The organism is Streptomyces sp. WY228 (assembly GCF_019287315.1).
GTDB classification, from domain to species: Bacteria; Actinomycetota; Actinomycetes; order Streptomycetales; family Streptomycetaceae; genus Streptomyces; species Streptomyces caviscabies.
Window position 1 is genome coordinate 5,951,788 of sequence record NZ_CP079114.1, and the last position, 16,879, is coordinate 5,968,666.

17 protein-coding genes are annotated in these 16,879 nt (G+C 70.9%); 10 read left to right on the forward strand and 7 right to left on the reverse strand.

All coding sequences use genetic code 11. From position 1 onward, the window contains the following. Window position 1 precedes the first annotated feature (1 nt). From KV381_RS26165 to KV381_RS26180, 4 genes are all read left to right on the forward strand, one after another. Window positions 2–919, forward strand: coding sequence for a F0F1 ATP synthase subunit gamma (locus KV381_RS26165; protein ID WP_098024908.1), 918 nt, complete (start codon window positions 2–4; stop codon window positions 917–919). Beyond that, window positions 919–2,361, forward strand: coding sequence for a F0F1 ATP synthase subunit beta (atpD, locus tag KV381_RS26170; RefSeq protein ID WP_030079310.1), 1,443 nt, complete (start codon window positions 919–921; stop codon window positions 2,359–2,361). The genes KV381_RS26165 and atpD overlap by 1 nt, the downstream gene beginning before the upstream one ends. Window positions 2,362–2,469: 108 nt before the next feature. Continuing rightward, window positions 2,470–2,844 (forward strand): F0F1 ATP synthase subunit epsilon, encoded by a 375-nt coding sequence (locus tag KV381_RS26175; protein ID WP_010060164.1) that lies wholly within the window; start codon window positions 2,470–2,472, stop codon window positions 2,842–2,844. Between the two features lie 133 nt (window positions 2,845–2,977). After that, window positions 2,978–3,424: a DUF2550 domain-containing protein gene (locus KV381_RS26180; RefSeq protein WP_030079306.1), complete on the forward strand. Its 447-nt coding sequence runs from the start codon at window positions 2,978–2,980 to the stop codon at window positions 3,422–3,424. Between the two features lie 109 nt (window positions 3,425–3,533). Here KV381_RS26180 and KV381_RS26185 read toward each other — a convergent pair whose 3' ends face one another. The 3 genes from KV381_RS26185 to KV381_RS26195 all read right to left on the reverse strand — a co-directional run bounded on the left by KV381_RS26185 (window position 3,534) and on the right by KV381_RS26195 (window position 7,417). Then, window positions 3,534–5,405, reverse strand: coding sequence for a glycoside hydrolase family 18 chitinase (locus KV381_RS26185; RefSeq protein ID WP_030626274.1), 1,872 nt, complete (start codon window positions 5,403–5,405; stop codon window positions 3,534–3,536). A gap of 165 nt (window positions 5,406–5,570) precedes the next feature. Then, window positions 5,571–6,221: a response regulator transcription factor gene (locus tag KV381_RS26190; RefSeq protein WP_030079302.1), complete on the reverse strand. Its 651-nt coding sequence runs from the start codon at window positions 6,219–6,221 to the stop codon at window positions 5,571–5,573. After that, entirely contained in the window at window positions 6,218–7,417 is a 1,200-nt protein-coding gene (locus KV381_RS26195) for a sensor histidine kinase (protein WP_218786547.1), read from the reverse strand. The genes KV381_RS26190 and KV381_RS26195 overlap by 4 nt, the downstream gene beginning before the upstream one ends. A 150-nt stretch (window positions 7,418–7,567) precedes the next feature. Between KV381_RS26195 and KV381_RS26200 the strand changes: the two genes are divergently transcribed. Further along, entirely contained in the window at window positions 7,568–8,140 is a 573-nt protein-coding gene (locus tag KV381_RS26200) for a hypothetical protein (RefSeq protein ID WP_218786549.1), read from the forward strand. A gap of 6 nt (window positions 8,141–8,146) precedes the next feature. Here KV381_RS26200 and KV381_RS26205 read toward each other — a convergent pair whose 3' ends face one another. The 3 genes from KV381_RS26205 to KV381_RS26215 are packed head-to-tail and all read right to left on the reverse strand — an operon-like array spanning window position 8,147 to window position 10,275. Continuing rightward, window positions 8,147–8,719 (reverse strand): cob(I)yrinic acid a,c-diamide adenosyltransferase, encoded by a 573-nt coding sequence (locus KV381_RS26205; protein ID WP_030626290.1) that lies wholly within the window; start codon window positions 8,717–8,719, stop codon window positions 8,147–8,149. 13 nt (window positions 8,720–8,732) lie between these two features. Further along, window positions 8,733–9,482 (reverse strand): ABC transporter permease, encoded by a 750-nt coding sequence (locus KV381_RS26210; protein WP_030079297.1) that lies wholly within the window; start codon window positions 9,480–9,482, stop codon window positions 8,733–8,735. A 10-nt stretch (window positions 9,483–9,492) separates the two neighbouring features. Beyond that, complete coding sequence (locus KV381_RS26215) at window positions 9,493–10,275, reverse strand: ABC transporter ATP-binding protein (protein ID WP_030079296.1); 783 nt, start codon at window positions 10,273–10,275, stop codon at window positions 9,493–9,495. Window positions 10,276–10,383: 108 nt separating this feature from the next. Here KV381_RS26215 and KV381_RS26220 point away from each other — a divergent pair, with 108 nt between their 5' ends. The 4 genes from KV381_RS26220 to KV381_RS26235 all read left to right on the forward strand — a co-directional run bounded on the left by KV381_RS26220 (window position 10,384) and on the right by KV381_RS26235 (window position 15,347). Then, the gene (locus KV381_RS26220; RefSeq protein WP_030079295.1) at window positions 10,384–11,025 is read left to right on the forward strand and encodes a TetR/AcrR family transcriptional regulator; all 642 of its coding nucleotides are present in this window, start codon (window positions 10,384–10,386) and stop codon (window positions 11,023–11,025) included. Between the two features lie 150 nt (window positions 11,026–11,175). Beyond that, a complete protein-coding gene (locus tag KV381_RS26225) occupies window positions 11,176–12,024 on the forward strand; it encodes a 3-hydroxyacyl-CoA dehydrogenase family protein (RefSeq protein WP_030079294.1) in 849 nt (282 codons plus the stop codon). A 236-nt stretch (window positions 12,025–12,260) separates the two neighbouring features. After that, window positions 12,261–12,584, forward strand: a complete 324-nt coding sequence (locus KV381_RS26230) for an STAS domain-containing protein (RefSeq protein ID WP_003966237.1) — start codon at window positions 12,261–12,263, stop codon at window positions 12,582–12,584. A 243-nt stretch (window positions 12,585–12,827) separates the two neighbouring features. Then, the gene (locus KV381_RS26235; RefSeq protein WP_218786551.1) at window positions 12,828–15,347 is read left to right on the forward strand and encodes an ATP-binding protein; all 2,520 of its coding nucleotides are present in this window, start codon (window positions 12,828–12,830) and stop codon (window positions 15,345–15,347) included. A 62-nt stretch (window positions 15,348–15,409) separates the two neighbouring features. Here KV381_RS26235 and nucS read toward each other — a convergent pair whose 3' ends face one another. Beyond that, window positions 15,410–16,081, reverse strand: a complete 672-nt coding sequence (gene nucS, locus KV381_RS26240) for an endonuclease NucS (protein ID WP_030079290.1) — start codon at window positions 16,079–16,081, stop codon at window positions 15,410–15,412. 272 nt (window positions 16,082–16,353) lie between these two features. On the opposite strand from nucS, the gene KV381_RS26245 reads away from it, so the two are divergent. Next, on the forward strand, window positions 16,354–16,746 hold the full coding sequence (locus KV381_RS26245) for an SCO5389 family protein (protein WP_006127608.1): 393 nt from the start codon (window positions 16,354–16,356) through the stop codon (window positions 16,744–16,746). Window positions 16,747–16,879 lie beyond the last annotated feature (133 nt).

Here is a 16,879-nt window from a genome sequence, read left to right on the forward strand (position 1 = left end):
GATGGGCGCTCAGCTTCGCGTTTACAAGCGCCGCATCCAAGCCGTCACCGCGACCAAGAAGATCACCAAGGCGATGGAGATGATCGCCGCCTCGCGCATCGTCAAGGCGCAGCGCAAGGTGGCGGCATCGCAGCCGTACGCGACCGAGCTCACCCGTGCGGTGACCGCGGTGGCGACCGGCTCCGACGCCAAGCACCCGCTCACCACCGAGGTCGAGACCCCGACCCGGGCCGCGGTCCTGCTCATCACGAGCGACCGCGGTCTGGCCGGCGGTTACTCCTCCAACGCCATCAAGGCCGCGGAGCGACTGCGGGAGCGCCTTGCCTCCGAGGGCAAGGAGGTCGACACGTACATCGTCGGCCGCAAGGGTGTCGCGTACTACGGCTTCCGCGAGCGCAAGGTCGAGGACTCCTGGACCGGCTTCACCGACAACCCGGCGTACGGGGATGCCAAGCGCATCGCCGCCCCGTTGATCGCGGCCATCCAGAACGAGACGGCCGAGGGCGGCGTCGACGAGCTGCACATCGTCTTCACGGAATTCGTGTCGATGATGACGCAGAACGCGGTCGACGCCCGGATGCTGCCGCTTTCGCTCGACGCGGTCGCCGAGGAGAGCACCCGCAAGGGTGAGATCCTCCCGCTGTTCGACTTCGAGCCGTCGGCCGAGGACGTCCTCGACGCCCTTCTGCCGCGCTACGTCGAGAGCCGTATCTACAACGCACTGCTGCAGGCGGCCGCTTCCGAGCACGCCGCCCGCCGCCGCGCGATGAAGTCGGCCACCGACAACGCCGGGGACCTCATCAAGAGCCTGTCCCGGCTTGCCAACGCGGCCCGCCAGGCCGAAATCACCCAGGAAATCAGCGAGATCGTCGGCGGTGCCAGTGCTCTGGCCGACGCGACCGCGGGGAGTGACAAGTAATGACGACCACTGTTGAGACGGCCGCTGCCACGGGCCGCGTCGCCCGGGTCATCGGCCCGGTCGTCGACGTGGAGTTCCCCGTCGACGCGATGCCGGAGATCTACAACGCCCTCCACATCGAGGTCGCCGACCCGGCCGAGGAGGGCGCTCGCAAGACGCTGACCCTCGAAGTCGCCCAGCACCTGGGCGACGGCATGGTCCGCGCGATCTCGATGCAGCCCACCGACGGCGTGGTGCGCCAGGCCCCGGTCGTCGACACGGGCACGGGCATCACCGTTCCCGTCGGTGACATCACCAAGGGCAAGGTGTTCAACACCCTCGGTCAGATCCTGAACGAGCCGGAGGCCGAGGCGCAGATCACCGAGCGCTGGCCGATCCACCGCAAGGCCCCGGCCTTCGACCAGCTCGAGTCGAAGACCGAGATGTTCGAGACCGGCCTGAAGGTCGTCGACCTTCTCACCCCGTACGTCAAGGGTGGAAAGATCGGTCTGTTCGGTGGTGCGGGCGTCGGCAAGACGGTCCTCATCCAGGAAATGATCATGCGTGTGGCGAAGCTGCACGACGGTGTGTCGGTGTTCGCCGGTGTCGGCGAGCGCACCCGTGAGGGCAACGACCTCATCGACGAGATGACCGAGTCGGGCGTTCTGGAGAAGACCGCGCTCGTCTTCGGACAGATGGACGAGCCGCCGGGGACGCGTCTGCGCGTGGCCCTGTCCGCCCTGACCATGGCGGAGTACTTCCGCGATGTGCAGAAGCAGGACGTGCTGCTCTTCATCGACAACATCTTCCGCTTCACGCAGGCCGGCTCCGAGGTCTCCACGCTGCTCGGCCGTATGCCGTCCGCGGTGGGTTACCAGCCGACCCTGGCCGACGAGATGGGTGTGCTCCAGGAGCGCATCACCTCGACGCGTGGTCACTCGATCACCTCGATGCAGGCGATCTACGTCCCCGCGGACGACCTGACCGACCCGGCCCCGGCCACCACGTTCGCCCACCTCGACGCGACGACGGTTCTCTCCCGTCCGATCTCCGAGAAGGGCATCTACCCGGCCGTGGACCCGCTGGACTCCACGTCCCGCATCCTGGACCCGCGCTACATCTCCCAGGACCACTACGCCGCGGCCAGCCGCGTCAAGGGGATCCTGCAGAAGTACAAGGACCTCCAGGACATCATCGCGATCCTCGGTATCGACGAGCTGGGCGAGGAGGACAAGCTCGTTGTCCACCGTGCCCGTCGCGTCGAGCGCTTCCTGTCGCAGAACACCCACGCCGCCAAGCAGTTCACCGGCCTGGACGGTTCGGACGTTCCGCTCGACGAGTCGATCGCCGCGTTCAACGCGATCTGCGACGGGGAGTACGACCACTTCCCCGAGCAGGCGTTCTTCATGTGCGGTGGCCTGGACGACCTCAAGGCCAAGGCCAAGGAGCTCGGCGTCTCCTGAGCCTCCGGCTCACCGAGGGGGGTGGGTGTGTCCCGCCCCCCTCACCACGCCCCGTAGAATTGACCCAACACCCGGCCGGGCGGCCGGGTGGTGACCCGAGGAGCACCCTTGGCTGCTGAGCTGCATGTCGAGCTGGTCGCCGCGGACCGAAGTGTCTGGTCCGGCGAGGCCACCCTGGTCGTCGCGCGTACCACGTCCGGCGACATCGGCGTCATGCCCGGTCACCAGCCGCTTCTCGGTGTGCTGGAATCGGGCCCGGTGACGATCCGCACGAGCGAGGGCGGCACCGTCATCGCCGCCGTGCACGGTGGATTCATCTCGTTCGCGGACGACAAGCTGTCGCTGCTGGCCGAGATCGCCGAGCTGGCCGACGAGATCGATGTCCAGCGCGCCGAGCGGGCGCTGGAGCTCGCGAAGTCGGATGCCGACGCTGCCGCTGAGCGGCGCGCCGAGATCCGTCTGCGTGCGGTGGCGGTGCTCTAGCACCCCCACGGACAGATGTTTTTACTCAGCCGCGGCCCGCGCTGGAGCAATCCAGCCGTGTCGCGGCTGAGGCGATGCAGGTGCAATACGGTTTCGGTGTTCGTTACTCGACGATGCGAGGAGGTCGGTGGAGATGGTCCTCGCATTGTGGGTGGGCTTGTCCGTCGTCGTCATGGTCCTGCTGGGACTGTTCGTCTTCGGCCTGCGCCGGCGGCTGATCCAGCGGTCCGGAGGGACCTTCGACTGCAGCCTGCGCTGGGACGTGTCGGAGGAACCCGATGCGCTCGGCAAAGGCTGGGTCTACGGGGTCGCCCGCTACAGCGGTGACCGCGTCGACTGGTTCCGGGTCTTCTCCTACGCTCCTCGCCCCCGCCGGGGCCTGGAGCGTTCTGCGATCGAGGTGATCGCCCGCCGGATGCCGGAGGGCGAGGAGGAGTTGGCGCTCCTGTCCGACTCCGTCGTGCTCGGCTGTCTCCACCGGGGGACGCGCCTGGAGCTGGCGATGAGCGAGGACGCGCTGACCGGCTTCCTCGCCTGGCTGGAGGCGGCGCCGCCCGGCCAGAGGGTCAACGTCGCGTAGCGGTCCGTACACGCGCTCGTACACAGCGAAAAACCGGGGAGACGGGGGGCGGACCCGTCTCCCCGGTGCTTTTCCGGGGTGGTGCGGTGGTGCTGTTACGGCGTGGGGACTACTGGAGACCGCTGTTGATCGCGCTCACCAGTTCGCCGTTCGTGGTGTCACCGGAGAACTCCCAGAAGAACGCGCCTCCCAGGCCCTGGTTCTTCGCCCAGGTCATCTTCGAGCCGATGGTGGCCGGGGTGTCGTAGCTCCACCAGTTGGTGCCGCAGTGGGCGTACGCGGTGCCGGCGATGGTGCCGGTGGCCGGGCAGGAGCTCTTGAGGACCTTGTAGTCCTCGATGCCGGCCTCGTACGTGCCCGGGGCCGCGCCGGTCGCCGTGCCGCCGGGGGCGGCCTGGGTGACGCCGGTCCAGCCGCGGCCGTAGAAGCCGATGCCGAGGAGCAGCTTCTTGGCCGGGACACCCTGCGCCTTCAGCTTGGCGATGGCGTCGGCGGAGGTGAAGCCCTCCTGCGGGATGCCGGTGTACGGGTTCAGCGGCGAGTGCGGGGCCGTCGGGCCCTTGGCCGCCCAGGCGCCGAAGAAGTCGTACGTCATCACGTTGTACCAGTCGAAGGACTGGGCGGCGCCCGCGTAGTCGGCGGCGTCGATCTTGCCGCCGGCCGAGCCGTCCGCGGTGATGGCGGCGGTGACCAGGTTGCCCGCGCCGAACTTCGACTTCACGGCGGAGGCGAGGTTCTTCAGCGCGGCCGGGCCGCTGGTGTCACAGGTCAGACCACAGGCGTTGGGGTACTCCCAGTCGAGGTCGATGCCGTCGAAGACATCGGCCCAGCGGGGGTCCTCGACCAGGTCGTAGCAGGACTGGGCGAAGGCGGCCGGGTTCTGCGCGGCCTGGGGGAAGCCGCCGGACCAGGTCCAGCCGCCGAACGACCAGAGGACCTTGATGTGCGGGTACTTGGCCTTCAGCTTGCGCAGCTGGTTGAAGTTGCCGCGCAGCGGCTGGTCCCAGGTGTCGGCGACGCCGTCGACCGACTGGTCGGCGGTGTACGCCTTGTCGTAGTCGGCGTACGCGTCGCCGATGGTGCACTTGCCGTTCTGCACGTTGCCGAAGGCGTAGTTGATGTGCGTGATCTTCGCGGCGGAACCGGACGTCACCAGGTTCTTGACGTGGTAGTTGCGCCCGTAGACGCCCCAGTTGGTGAAGTAGCCCAGGTTGATCTTGTCGCCGCCGGGCTGTTCGCCGCCGCCACCGGTGGTGCGCACGGAGACGGAGCCGGAGACCGGGCCGGTCTGGTCGGCGGTGTCCCGGGCCTGCACGGCGTAGGAGTAGTCGGTGCCGGCGGTGAGGCCGGTGTTGGTGTACGTCGTGCCGGTGACCGTGGCGACCTTCGCGCCGTCGCGCAGCACGTCGTAGTTCTTGACGCCGTTGTCGTCGGTCGCGGCGCTCCAGCTGAGCTTCACCGAGGTGTTGGTGACATCGCTGGTGGTCGGGGTGCCGGGGGCGGAGGGCGGGTTGTCGCCGGGCACGCTGCCGCCGTCACAGGAGGCGCCGTTCAGCTTGCAGCCGGTGGGGGAGCCGGAGCCGCTGCCGTTGAAGCCGAAGCTGATGCTGGCGCCGGGGGCCACGGACCCGTTCCAGGCGAGGTTCTTGGCGGTCCAGTGGTTGCCGCTGCTGGTGACGGTGGCGTCCCAGGCGGAACCGACCGAGGTGCCGGAGGGGAAGTCCCACTCGATGGTCCAGGAGGAGAGCGCGGTGGTGCCGGTGTTCTTCACCGTCCACTGGCCCTCGAAGCCGCTGCCCCAGTCCGACTTCTTGGTGTACGTGGCGGTGGCCGACGCGGCTGCCGAGGCGGGGGAGGCGAGCCCCACCATCGCGGCCAGCGGCAGGACCAGCGCGGTCAGGCCCGCGACGACCTTGGATCTGCCGCTCGGGGTGGGGATCCATCTGAATCTGGAACGGCGTTGGGGGGTGTCAGTGCTCAACGGTGCTCCTCGGGTGAGGTCCAACAAACGGGGGTGATTCGTGGACTGCAAACCCTGCGCCGCCCTGAGTACGGGTGCTCTCGTACTCACCGCAGTGTGTGTCGGTGACAGTAGAAAGGTCTGGACCAACCGTCAAGAGGTCTGGACCAAAGATCGATATTCGGTTCAGATCCCCAACTCCTGGGCGAGAACGGCCGCCTGAACCCGGCTGCGCAGCTCCAGCTTGCCCAGCAGCCTGCTGACATGGGTCTTCACCGTGGCCTCGGCCATCGACAGCCGCAGCGCGATCTCCGCGTTCGACAGCCCCTCGCCCAGGCACGCCAGCACCTCGCGCTCGCGCCGGGTGAGCGCGTCCAGCACCGCCGGATCGGCCGTCTCCCTCGTGCGTACGGGCGTGGCCCCCGCGAACTCCGCGATCAGCCGCCGGGTCACCGCCGGGGCGATCAGCCCCTCGCCGCGCGCCACCGTCCGTACCGCCTCCAGCAGATCGCGGGCGTCGGTGTTCTTCAGCAGAAAGCCGGCGGCCCCCGCGCGCAGCGCCCCGAAGACGTACTCGTCCAGATCGAACGTGGTCAGCACCAGGACGTCCGCGAGCTCCTCCGCGACCACCTGCCGCGTCGCCGACACCCCGTCGAGGCGGGGCATCTGCACATCCATCAGCACCAGATCCGGCCGGAGTTCACGCGCCAGGCGCACCGCGGCCTCGCCGTCGCCCGCCTCGCCGACGACCTCGATGTCCGGCGCGCTGGACAGGATCAGCACCAGCCCCGCGCGCACCGCCGACTGGTCCTCCGCGACCAGTACCCGGATCGTCATTCCCGTATCGTCCTCTCCGTCACGGGCAGTTCGGCCCGCACCCGCCAGATCTCGGTCTCCCCGCCGTCCGGCTCCGCCCGCGCCGTGATCGTCCCGCCGAGCAGCGCCACCCGCTCCCGCATGCCCACCAGGCCCGCCCCCGAACCGGGCGCCGTGGGCCCGGGGCGGCTGCCGAACACACTGGTCACCTCGACCGTCAGCAGCTCCCCGGTCCGGCCGAGCCGCACCACGACCGGGCCGGGCGCGGCGTGCTTGAGGGCGTTGGTCAGGGACTCCTGGACGATCCGGTACGCGGCCAGCTCGACCGGCGTCGGCAGCGCCCCGGCCGCCGGGTCCCGGGTGTCCCGAAGGGTGCAGACCAGCCCGCCGGACGCCCCGTTGACGTTCGTCTGCTCGATCAGGGTGTCCAGGGCGGCGAGCGTCGGGGCCGCGGCCGGCGCGCGGTCCTCGCCGCCCTCCCGCAGCAGTCCGATCAGCCGGCGCATCTCCGCGAGCCCCTCGACGCTGTTCTCGCGGATCACCTTCAGGGCGTCCCGCGAGGTCTCCGGGTCGTCGATGGACAGGGCCGCGGTGGAGTGGATCGCCACGGCGGAGAGGTGGTTGGCCACCATGTCGTGCAGCTCCCGGGCCATCCGGGCCCGTTCGGCGATCACCGCCTGCGTCCGGTCCATCTCGGCGAGCCGCGCGGTCTGCGCGGCCGCCAGCCGGGCCGCGTCGGCGGCGGTGCGATGGCTGCGCACGCTGACCCCGGTGAGGGCGGGGATGAAGGTGACCAGCCCGATGACCAGGCCGATCAGCAGCGCCTCGGGCTTGCGGAACCAGGCCAGGAAGCCGATCGTCGACGCCACGGTGACCAGCAGCGTGGCCACGGGGAGACGGCGGGCGGCGGCCGGGGTCCCGTAGAGCACGGCCGCGTACACGACGTCCGTGAACATCAGGATGGTGGCGAGGTTGCCCCAGGTGAACTGGTCCGCCACCAGCGCGAGCGCGCCAATCGTCAGCGCCGTGCGCGGGGCGGTGCGGCGCAGCAGCTCGGCCGCGGCCATGGCGGTCAGCGGTACGAGCGTGACCCACGGAGCGAGCGAGGAGTGGCCGCCCTGGGTGTGGAGGCCCAGCAGCCACAGCAGCAGCCCCCCGAGCAGCCCGGAGACGGCGAGGGCCACCGCGTCGCGGTCGGGCCGGAGCGAGGTGAGCACCCCTCCATCCAACACGCACCGCCGCCCCCGGGCCTCCCTTCGCGGGCCGATCCGCGACTACATCGAAGGATGCAGTCCCGTTTCGTCACCGCCGACGACGTATCCCCGCCCGGCGGCCGGGAGGCTGGAGGAGAACGGGAGGAGAGAGTCGTGATCGCCCTACTGGTCGTGGCCTGCGAGGTCGCATTCTGGGTTCTGCTGGCCGCCGGGCTGGCCCTGCGGTACGTCGCGAGGAAACCGAGGCTCGGCGCGGCCCTGCTGCTGTGCGAGCCGCTGCTGGAGGTCGTGCTGCTGGTGGTGACGGCCGTCGACCTGAAGAACGGCGCCGAACCCGACTGGAAGCACGGGCTGGCCGCCGTCTACATCGGTTTCACGGTGGGGCTGGGCCACCACACCGTGAAGAAGGTGGACGCCTGGGTCGCCCACCGCTGGTTCGACGGCCCGCCGCCGGTGAAGCCGCCGAAGTACGGCATGGCCCGTGCGATCCACGAGTGGCGCACGGCCGCCCGCTGGATCCTGGCCGCGGTGGTCGCCCTGGGCCTGCTCCAGGCGGCGATCTGGTACGTCGGCCCGGACGGGGCGATCAGCTCGCTCCAGGGCTGGCAGCAGAAGATGGGCCTCGTGATCGGGATCAACCTGATCATCGCCGGCGGCTACACGGTGTTCCCGAAGCAGGCCCCCAAGGACGCGGTGGCGGAACGCGAGCCCGCCGACCGGCTGTAGAGAGCCCTAGCGCTCACCGCCCGGCACCCACAGCACGTCCCCGACCTCCTTGTTCGCGCTCCGCGCCAGGATGAACAGGAGGTCGGAGAGGCGGTTGAGATAGGTGGCGGTGAGGGTGTTCATCGACTCGCCGTGCACCTCCAGCGCCGCCCAGGTGGACCGCTCGGCCCGCCGGACCACCGTGCACGCCTGGTGCAGCAGCGCCGCCCCCGGCGTACCGCCCGGGAGGATGAAGCTGCGCAGCTTCTCCAGCTCCTCCAGGAAGCGGTCGCAGTCCGCCTCCAGCTTGTCGACGTAACTCTGCTCCACCCGCAGCGGCGGGTACTTCGGGTCCTCGACCACCGGGGTGGAGAGGTCCGCGCCCACGTCGAAGAGGTCGTTCTGGACGCGGACGAGGACCTTCACCACGTCCTCGGACAGCTGGCCCAGGGCGACGGCGGTCCCGATCACCGCGTTGGCCTCGTTGGCGTCCGCGTACGCCGAGATCCGCAGATCGGTCTTGGCGGTGCGGCTCATGTCGCCGAGGGCGGTGGTGCCCTGGTCGCCGGTCCGGGTGTAGATGCGCGTCAGATTGACCATGGGGTCAGCGTAGTTACGCTCCGGCCCGTCGGAAGACCCGTGTGCCCACTGTCACGGCCGCGGCGGCGAAGCCCAGGGCGACCAGGACCCCGTACAGCATGTGCGTCGTGGCGTACGAGCCGCTGTAGGCGTCCCGCACCGCGTCCACCAGATAGCGGAACGGGGTGAAGTGCGAGAGCACGTCCAGCCAGCCCGGACCGAGCGTGATGGGCAGCATCAGACCGGAGAGCAGCATGGCCGGCATCGTCACCGCGTTGATCACCGGCCCGAACTCCTGCGGGGTGCTGACGCGCATCGCCAGGGCGTACGAGAGCGAGGCCAGCGAGAGTGCCAGCACGGCGGTGAACGCGAAGCCGATGAGGACGCCGGCCAGCGGGGCGCGCAACCCCATGAGCAGCGCGGCGAGCACCAGCAGGACGGCCTGGAAGGTGAAGAGCAGGGCGTCGCGCAGCACCCGCCCCAGCAGCAGGGCCAGCCGGCTGACCGGGGTCACCCGCATCCGGTCCACCACGCCCGTCGACTTCTCGACGAGGATCGCGAAACCGGCGAAGGACGCGCCGAACAGGCTGAGTTGGAGCAGCAGACCGGGCACGAGGATCTTCCAGGAGTCGGCGGAGGAGCCGAGCGGGAGGTCCTGGAGCAGCGGGCCGAAGAAGAACAGATAGAGCAGCGGCATCAGCAGGCCGAAGAGGACCTGGAAGCGGGAGCGCAGGGTCTGCCGGGCGTACCGCCCGAAGACGATCGCGGTGTCGTGGAAGAGCACTGATGAGGTCCTATACGGCTACGGGGGCGGCGTCGGCAGGGGTGACGGGACGTCCGGTGGCGGCCAGGAAGGCGTCCTGGAGGGAGGCGTCGGGGGACCCGGCGTACCGGGTCTTCAGCTCGGCGGGGGTGCCTTCGGCGACGACCGTGCCGCCGTCGATCAGGATCAGCCGGTCCGCCAGCGCGTCCGCCTCGTCGAGGTAGTGGGTGGTCAGGACGACGGTGGTGCCGGTCTCCTCGCGCAGGCTCCGCACCAGCTCCCACAGGTCGGCCCGGCTGCCCGGGTCCAGGCCCGTGGTCGGCTCGTCCAGGAAGAGCACGGCCGGGCGGTGGGTGAGGCCCATGGCGATGTCGAGCCGTCGCCGCTGGCCCCCGGAGAGGCTCACCGCCTTCCGGTCGAGCAGCCCGTCGAGGCCGAGCGCGGCGGCCAGCTCCTCGGCGCGCGCGGCGGCTTCCGCCCGGCCCAGCCGGTACAGCCGGCCCTGGGTGACCAGCTCCTCCCGGACGGTCAGATGCGGGTCGACGCCGCCGGACTGGGCGACGTACCCGCAGACCGCGCGGACGGCGGCGGGGTCGGCGAGCAGGTCGTGGCCGGCCACGGTGGCCGCGCCGCCGGTCGGGGTGAGCAGGGTCGTGAGCATGCGCAGGGTGGTCGTCTTGCCCGCGCCGTTGGGGCCGAGGAGCGCGACGATCTCTCCCGGCCGGATGGTCAGGTCGATGGAGCGGACGGCTTCCACCGGCCCGCTCGGCGTCGTGAAGGTCCGGGCGAGCCCGGCAGTGCTGATGACGGTCATGCGGCCAGAAAAACAGAGTGACCCCAAAAATGCAATGCACTCAAAAATTTGAGGAACCCCAAAAATGCGCTGAACTCATGATCGTCCGGTGCGTCCTACGATGGGGACATGGGTGAGGGACTCAGGGAACGCAAGAAGCGCCAGGCCAAGCAGCGCATCTCGGACATGGCGACCGGGCTGTTCCTCCAGCACGGCTTCGTCACGGTGACCGTCGCCGAGATCGCCGACCTGGCCGACGTCTCCGTGAACACCGTCTACAACTACTTCCCGGCCAAGGAGGACCTCTTCCTCGACCGGATGAAGAGCGTCACCCAGCGCGTCGCCCGGTACGTCCGCGCCCGCGACCCGGGGGAGTCGGCCGCCGAGGCCGTCCTGCGCGAGGTGCGCGCCGCCGTCGTCGCCGTCTCCCCGGAGTTCGGACTGATGGACGGCTTCGCCGACTTCATGCGCGTCATCGAGGACGCCCCCACCCTCAAGGCCCGCCTCTGGTACCTCCAGCAGGAGGTGCTCCAGTCCGTCGTCGCCACCCTCCGCGAGGACACCGGCGCGAGCGAGGACGACCCGCTGCCGCTTCTCGTCGGCGGCCAGATCGCCTGGATCGAACACGCCCTCGTCGGCTATGTCAGCCAGGAGATGATGAAGGGCCGCAAGGCCGTCGAGGTCTCCCGGGACGCCCTCGGCGTCCTCGACGACATCGAGGGGCTGCTCGGCGAGCAGGTCCTCAACTACGCGCGGCGCGGAGCCGAATGACGTGTCCCGGTGTGATGTCCGTCATCTGAGACGTGACGCGCATCTCTTCACCGCCCCAGCGCGCCCGGCGGGTACTAACCTCCGCCGGAGAGCAATGTGAACCGCCGTGAACAAATGCGCACGGGCGAACAGAAACCAAGGGGTGCGAACGTGGCCAGGAAGCTCGCCGTCATCGGGGCCGGACTCATGGGGTCCGGGATCGCGCAGGTCTCCGCCCAGGCGGGCTGGGACGTCGTGCTGCGGGACGTCACCGACGCCGCGCTGACCCGGGGCCGTGACGGCATCAAGGCCTCGTACGACAAGTTCGTCTCCAAGGGCAAGCTGGACGCGGCCGACGCCGAGGCCGCCCTCGCCCGCATCACCACGACCACCGACCTCGACGCCGTGGCCGACGCGGACGTCGTGGTGGAGGCCGTCTTCGAGAAGCTGGAAGTCAAGCACGAGATCTTCCGCACGCTGGACAAGGTCGTCGGCGAGCACACCGTCCTCGCGTCCAACACCTCCGCCATCCCGATCACCAAGATCGCGGCCGTGACGGAGCGTCCGGAACGCGTCGTCGGCGTGCACTTCTTCTCGCCGGTCCCGATGATGCAGCTCTGCGAGCTGGTGCGCGGCTACAAGACCAGCGACGAAACCCTCGCCACCGCACGGGAGTTCGCCGAGTCGGTCGGCAAGACCTGCATCGTCGTCAACCGTGATGTGGCGGGCTTCGTCACCACCCGGCTGATCTCGGCGCTGGTCGTCGAGGCCGCCAAGCTGTACGAGTCCGGCGTCGCCTCGGCCGAGGACATCGACATCGCCTGCAAGCTGGGCTTCGGCCACGCGATGGGACCGCTCGCCACCGCGGACCTGACCGGCGTCGACATCCTGCTGCACGCCACCGGCAACATCTACACCGAGTCGCAGGACGAGAAGTTCGCGGCCCCGGAGCTGATGCGCCGGATGGTCGACGCAGGTGACATCGGGCGCAAGAGCGGGCAGGGCTTCTACACGTACTGACCGGATCCGCCCTCCCGGCTCGTCGGCCCGCCGCCGTACGGGCCGGGGGAGCCGGGGATTCTACCCGGCGGCGACCGGACTCCGACGAACCGAAGTCACTCCACCGAGTGAATTCGGTATCGGTTTGCTTACAGACGGCAACTTCCCTGTCGTCGCGGCAGTCAGTGGTGGCAGAGGCTGAGCCGCCGGCAGAACAGACAGACGGACCTTCTACGGAGCATGACCGGGGAGCGCATATGCACATCAGGGGCGACCACGCCGAGCTGGTCGTCGGGGGCCGCCTCGACGTCCGAAGCGCGGCGGACGCCCGTACGGTCCTGCACTCGGCCGTGGACGACGGAGTCGGCGACCTCGTGCTGGACCTGACCGAGCTGGATTCCTGGGACGCCACCGGACTCGGCGTCATCATGGGGGCCCACCGAAGGGCCGGGCGGGCCGGACGCCGTCTCGTGCTGCGCGGCGTGCCGCCGCAGATGCAGCGCCTCCTGGTGGCCACCCGGCTGCACCGCATCCTGGCCATCGAGGGCGGCATCGCCGCCGAGTCACTGCCGCGCGTCTAGGACGTGCACGGCCCAGCGGCCGGCGGGTGACCGGACAACCGGGAAAGTCACGCAATCCTCACCGGAACGTGACGACCTGGACGGCCTGGCACCCCGGCGCTTCATGAATACTGTGCCAAGGTCTAGGGTTCGGCCGTCCGCCGAATGACACCGAACCCATGGGCGGACACCGGACCGGAAGCGACAGCGGGGCGTGCGAGGCCGGAGGGGCAACCACGCACGACGCGTCTGGGGGACTTTGCGATGGACCCGACACACCGGGCACCGGAAGAGTACGGGCAGGGCCACGACCGCTCCGGCGGCGACCCCGGACACCGCCGGCCGTCCCGTGACTCCGGCGGCGCCGACTTCGGCGTGCAGACACCGCAGCAGGTCCGCGTCGTCCAGCTGACCGCCGGCGACCTGCTGCTGACGGTCAACCCCGTCGACGGCAGCGAGGTCGAGGCCTGCCCGCCCGGCTCGGGCCCCGAAGCCCCGGTCCGCCGTACCCCCGCCGAACGCGCCGACCACGAGCGCGCCGGCGCACCCCCGGTGCCCGCGGGCCCGCCCGCACCGCAGCTGCCCCTCCTGGAGCGCGAGGAGGAGCGCGAGCGCCTGGTCCGGCTGCTGGCCCGCGGCCGCAGCGTCCGCCTCACCGGACAGGCCGGCTCCGGCCGCACCGCGCTGCTCGACGCCGTCGCCGCCGACTGCGCGGACCTGGCCCCCGACGGGGTCGTCCGCCTCAACGGCCGCGGCCGCACCGGCGCCGACCTGCTGCACGCCCTTTTCGACACCGTCTACAAGGCCCCGAGCCACCGCCCCGACCGCGACGAACTGCACGCGCTCGTCCGCGGCATCGGCGCCGTCGTCACCATCGACGACCTGGAGATCGGCGGAGCGGCTCTCGACGAACTGCTCGCCGCCACCCCCGAGTGCGCCTTCCTGCTCGCCGCCACCCCGGACGCCACCACCCCCGGCGTCGACGCCCACCTGGAGGAGGTGCTCCTCGCCGGCCTCGGCCGCGGCGCCTCGCTGGCCCTGCTGGAGAAGGTCGTCGAACGCCCCCTCACCGAGGAGGAGCGGAACTGGGCGGGCGACCTCTGGTTCGAGTCCGAGGGCCTGCCGCTCCGCTTCGTCCAGGCCGGATCCCTCCTCGTCCAGCGCGACCGGCTGCGCGTGGACCCCGAAGCCTTCGACGAGTACGACTACTTCGAGCCACGCGCGGACGACGCGCCTCCGCCCCTCGACGCGCCCACCGCCGAGACCCTCGACCTTCCGCTGCCGAGCCTCGGCGAGGGCGCCGCCCCCGCCGACCTGCTCGCCTCCCGGCTCAGCGAGGCCGCCCGCGCGACCCTGCGCTTCGCCGTCGCCCTCGGCGGCGAGGTGCCCCACCAGGCCCATCTGCCGGCCCTGGTGGGCGACACCCACGCGGACGCCGCGCTCGGCGAACTCGCGGGCTGCGGACTGCTCTCCCCGGCCGGCCCCCGCTACCGCCTCGCCGCCGGAGTCCTCGCCCAGCTGGTGGCGTCCGGTTACGAGGACGAGGCCGCCGCCCACGCCCGTACCGCCGCCCAGCACTACGCCTGGTGGACCTCGCACCCCTCGGTCACCCCGCGCCGGGCCGTCGCCGAGGCCGACGCGATCGTCGCCTCGCTTGCCCGGCTGGTCCCGGGCGACGAGGCGGGAGCGGCCAGCGCGGCCGTCCTGCTGGCCCGTAGCGCCTCTCCGGCCTTCGCGGCGGGCCTGGGCTGGGGAGCCTGGGAACGGGCCCTCAGGATCGGCCAGGAGGCCGCCAGGATCGCCGGTGAGGTCGCCGAGGAGGCCTACTTCCACCACGAGTTGGGCGTCCTCGCGCTCTGCACCGGCAACCCGGACCGGGCCCGGACCGAGCTGGAGACCTCCATAGGCATGCGCGGCGCGCTCGCCGACAAGTCCGGCGCGGTCGCCGGACGCCGGGCGCTCGCCCTGGTCGCGGACCGCTCCGGCGACTTCCCGCCGTTGAACCGCACCCCCTCGGGCGAGGAGGTGCCCGTCGTACGCCAGGACGCCCCGGGCACACCGCCGGGCGGGAGCCCGGGTGCGCCGCTGTTCGTCCGGCACCCCGCCGAGGAGGAGCCCACCGTCCTCTCCTCGCTGCCGCCGGGCCCGGCCGCCCGGCGCAACGGCGGACGCCTCGCGGTCCTCGGCGGCGCCCGGCGCAACCTGGCCGCCGCGGGCGCGGGCGCCCTGCTGATCGCGGTGCTCGGCACCGTCGTCACGCTCGGCGTCACCGCGGGCGACGGCGACGAGCCGGACAGCCGCAACGTCACCACCGAGCAGACCGCCACCGAGGACGCCACCGACGACGGCCTGCCCGCCGACGAGCCGGACGAGGACACCGTCCCGGCGGGCGAGACGACCGGCGGCGAGACCTCCGCGACCCCCGGCCCCTCCGGCTCGGCGAGCCCCAGCACCTCCGGTTCGCCGTCGCCGAGCGCGTCCACGTCGGGCGGTACGTCACCGGGGACGGACGAGCCGACGGACGGCGGGAGCAGCAGCTCGTCGCCCTCGCCGAGCGGAAAGCCGACCAAGCCCACCAAGCCGCCGACGACTCCGCCCACCACCCCGCCGACGACTCCGCCCACCGAGACGCCGACGACCCCGCCGACCGAGACGCCCACCGAGGAGCCGCCGGGGCCGCCCGAGGGCTCCTCCTCCGCCACCGGCCCCGTCGAGTCGGCCGGTGCGAGTGCGAGCGCCGACGCCCCGGCGGAGAGCGACGAGCCCACCGTGGCGGCGGCCTGACACACGGAAGCCGGGTGCCCCGCAGGGGCACCCGGCTTCCGTCGCTCAGCGGTGGACGGCGGTCAGAACAGCCGCAGCTTGTCGTCCTCGATGCCCCGCATCGCGTCGTAGTCCAGGACCAGGCAGCCGATGCCGCGGTCCGTCGCCAGCACCCGGGCCTGCGGTTTGATCTCCTGCGCGGCGAAGACGCCCCGGACCGGCGCCAGATGGGGGTCGCGGTTCAGCAGCTCCAGATAGCGCGTCAGCTGCTCCACGCCGTCGATGTCGCCACGCCGCTTCAGCTCGACGGCGACCGTCTGCCCGTTCGCGTCCCGGCACAGGATGTCCACCGGCCCGATCGCGGTGGGGTATTCACGGCGGATCAGAGTGTGGCCCTCGCCGAGGATCTCGATCCGGTCCGCGAGCAGCTCCTGGAGGTGCGCTTCCACGCCGTCCTTGATGAGCCCCGGGTCGACGCCCAGCTCGTACGACGAGTCGTGGAGGACTTCCTCCATCGTGATGATCAGTTTCTCGCCCGCCTTGTTCACCACGGTCCAGACGCCTTCGTCACCGTCGGCGCCCTCCTTCAGGGTGCACGGCGGGGACATCCAGTTGAGGGGTTTGTACGCCCGGTCGTCGGCGTGGATGGAGACGCTTCCGTCCGCCTTGACCAGGATCAGACGGGGGGCGGAGGGCAGGTGGGCTGTGAGCCGGCCCGCGTAGTCCACGGAGCAACGGGCGATGACGAGACGCATGGTCGGCAACGCTACTCGACGACGGGGGCCCGGCGCGATTTCCCCATGAGTCGCCTCCTGTCACTCGGTGCGCGTCGCGTCGCGGCGGAGCGGGCTTGCCCCTCTTTGCGCCCCTTCGTTATTGGCCGGTTGTGTTCCCAATCTCCTGGTGCGGCCCCGACTGCGCGCTTAACGTGGAAGCAGGAGGTCGCCGCCCGTGCACGCTGCGTCGTCGCCCCCCTTCCCTGCCCGTAAGGCCCCGGCCACTCTCCGGGGTCGCGAGAGGAGAACCCATGTCGCTCGACGTCTCACCGGCGCTGTTGGAACAGGCCGAGCGAGGCGAGGTCGACGAAGCCGACTTCGTCGACTGCGTCCGGACCTCCCTGCCCTTCGCATGGGAGATGATCAGCTCGCTGGTGGCTCAGCTGAAGGTCGACGGCGGAGAGTTCGCCGACAACCAGACGCCGCCGCCGGACGAGCAGGCACGTGGTCAGCTGCTGCGCGCGCTCGCGAGTGATGCGATACGCGGCGCGCTGCAGCGGCACTTCGGAGTGCGTCTCGCATTCCAGAACTGCCACCGCGTCGCGGTGTTCCCGCTGGACGCCTCGGTCGACGACCGACTGGCCAAGTTCACCTCGGTGAGGGGCCAGTTGCTCAACCAGTCGCCCGAACTACGGGACTGCTGAACGCTTCTGCTGCCGTCCCGGGCCGCGGGAGGTGCAACTGGCTCCGGGGCGGCAGCTCCCGTACCACCGCACCACATGTCCCACCGATGTCACCGAGGAACACCCGGTCACCGAGGAACACCGGCATGCCCGG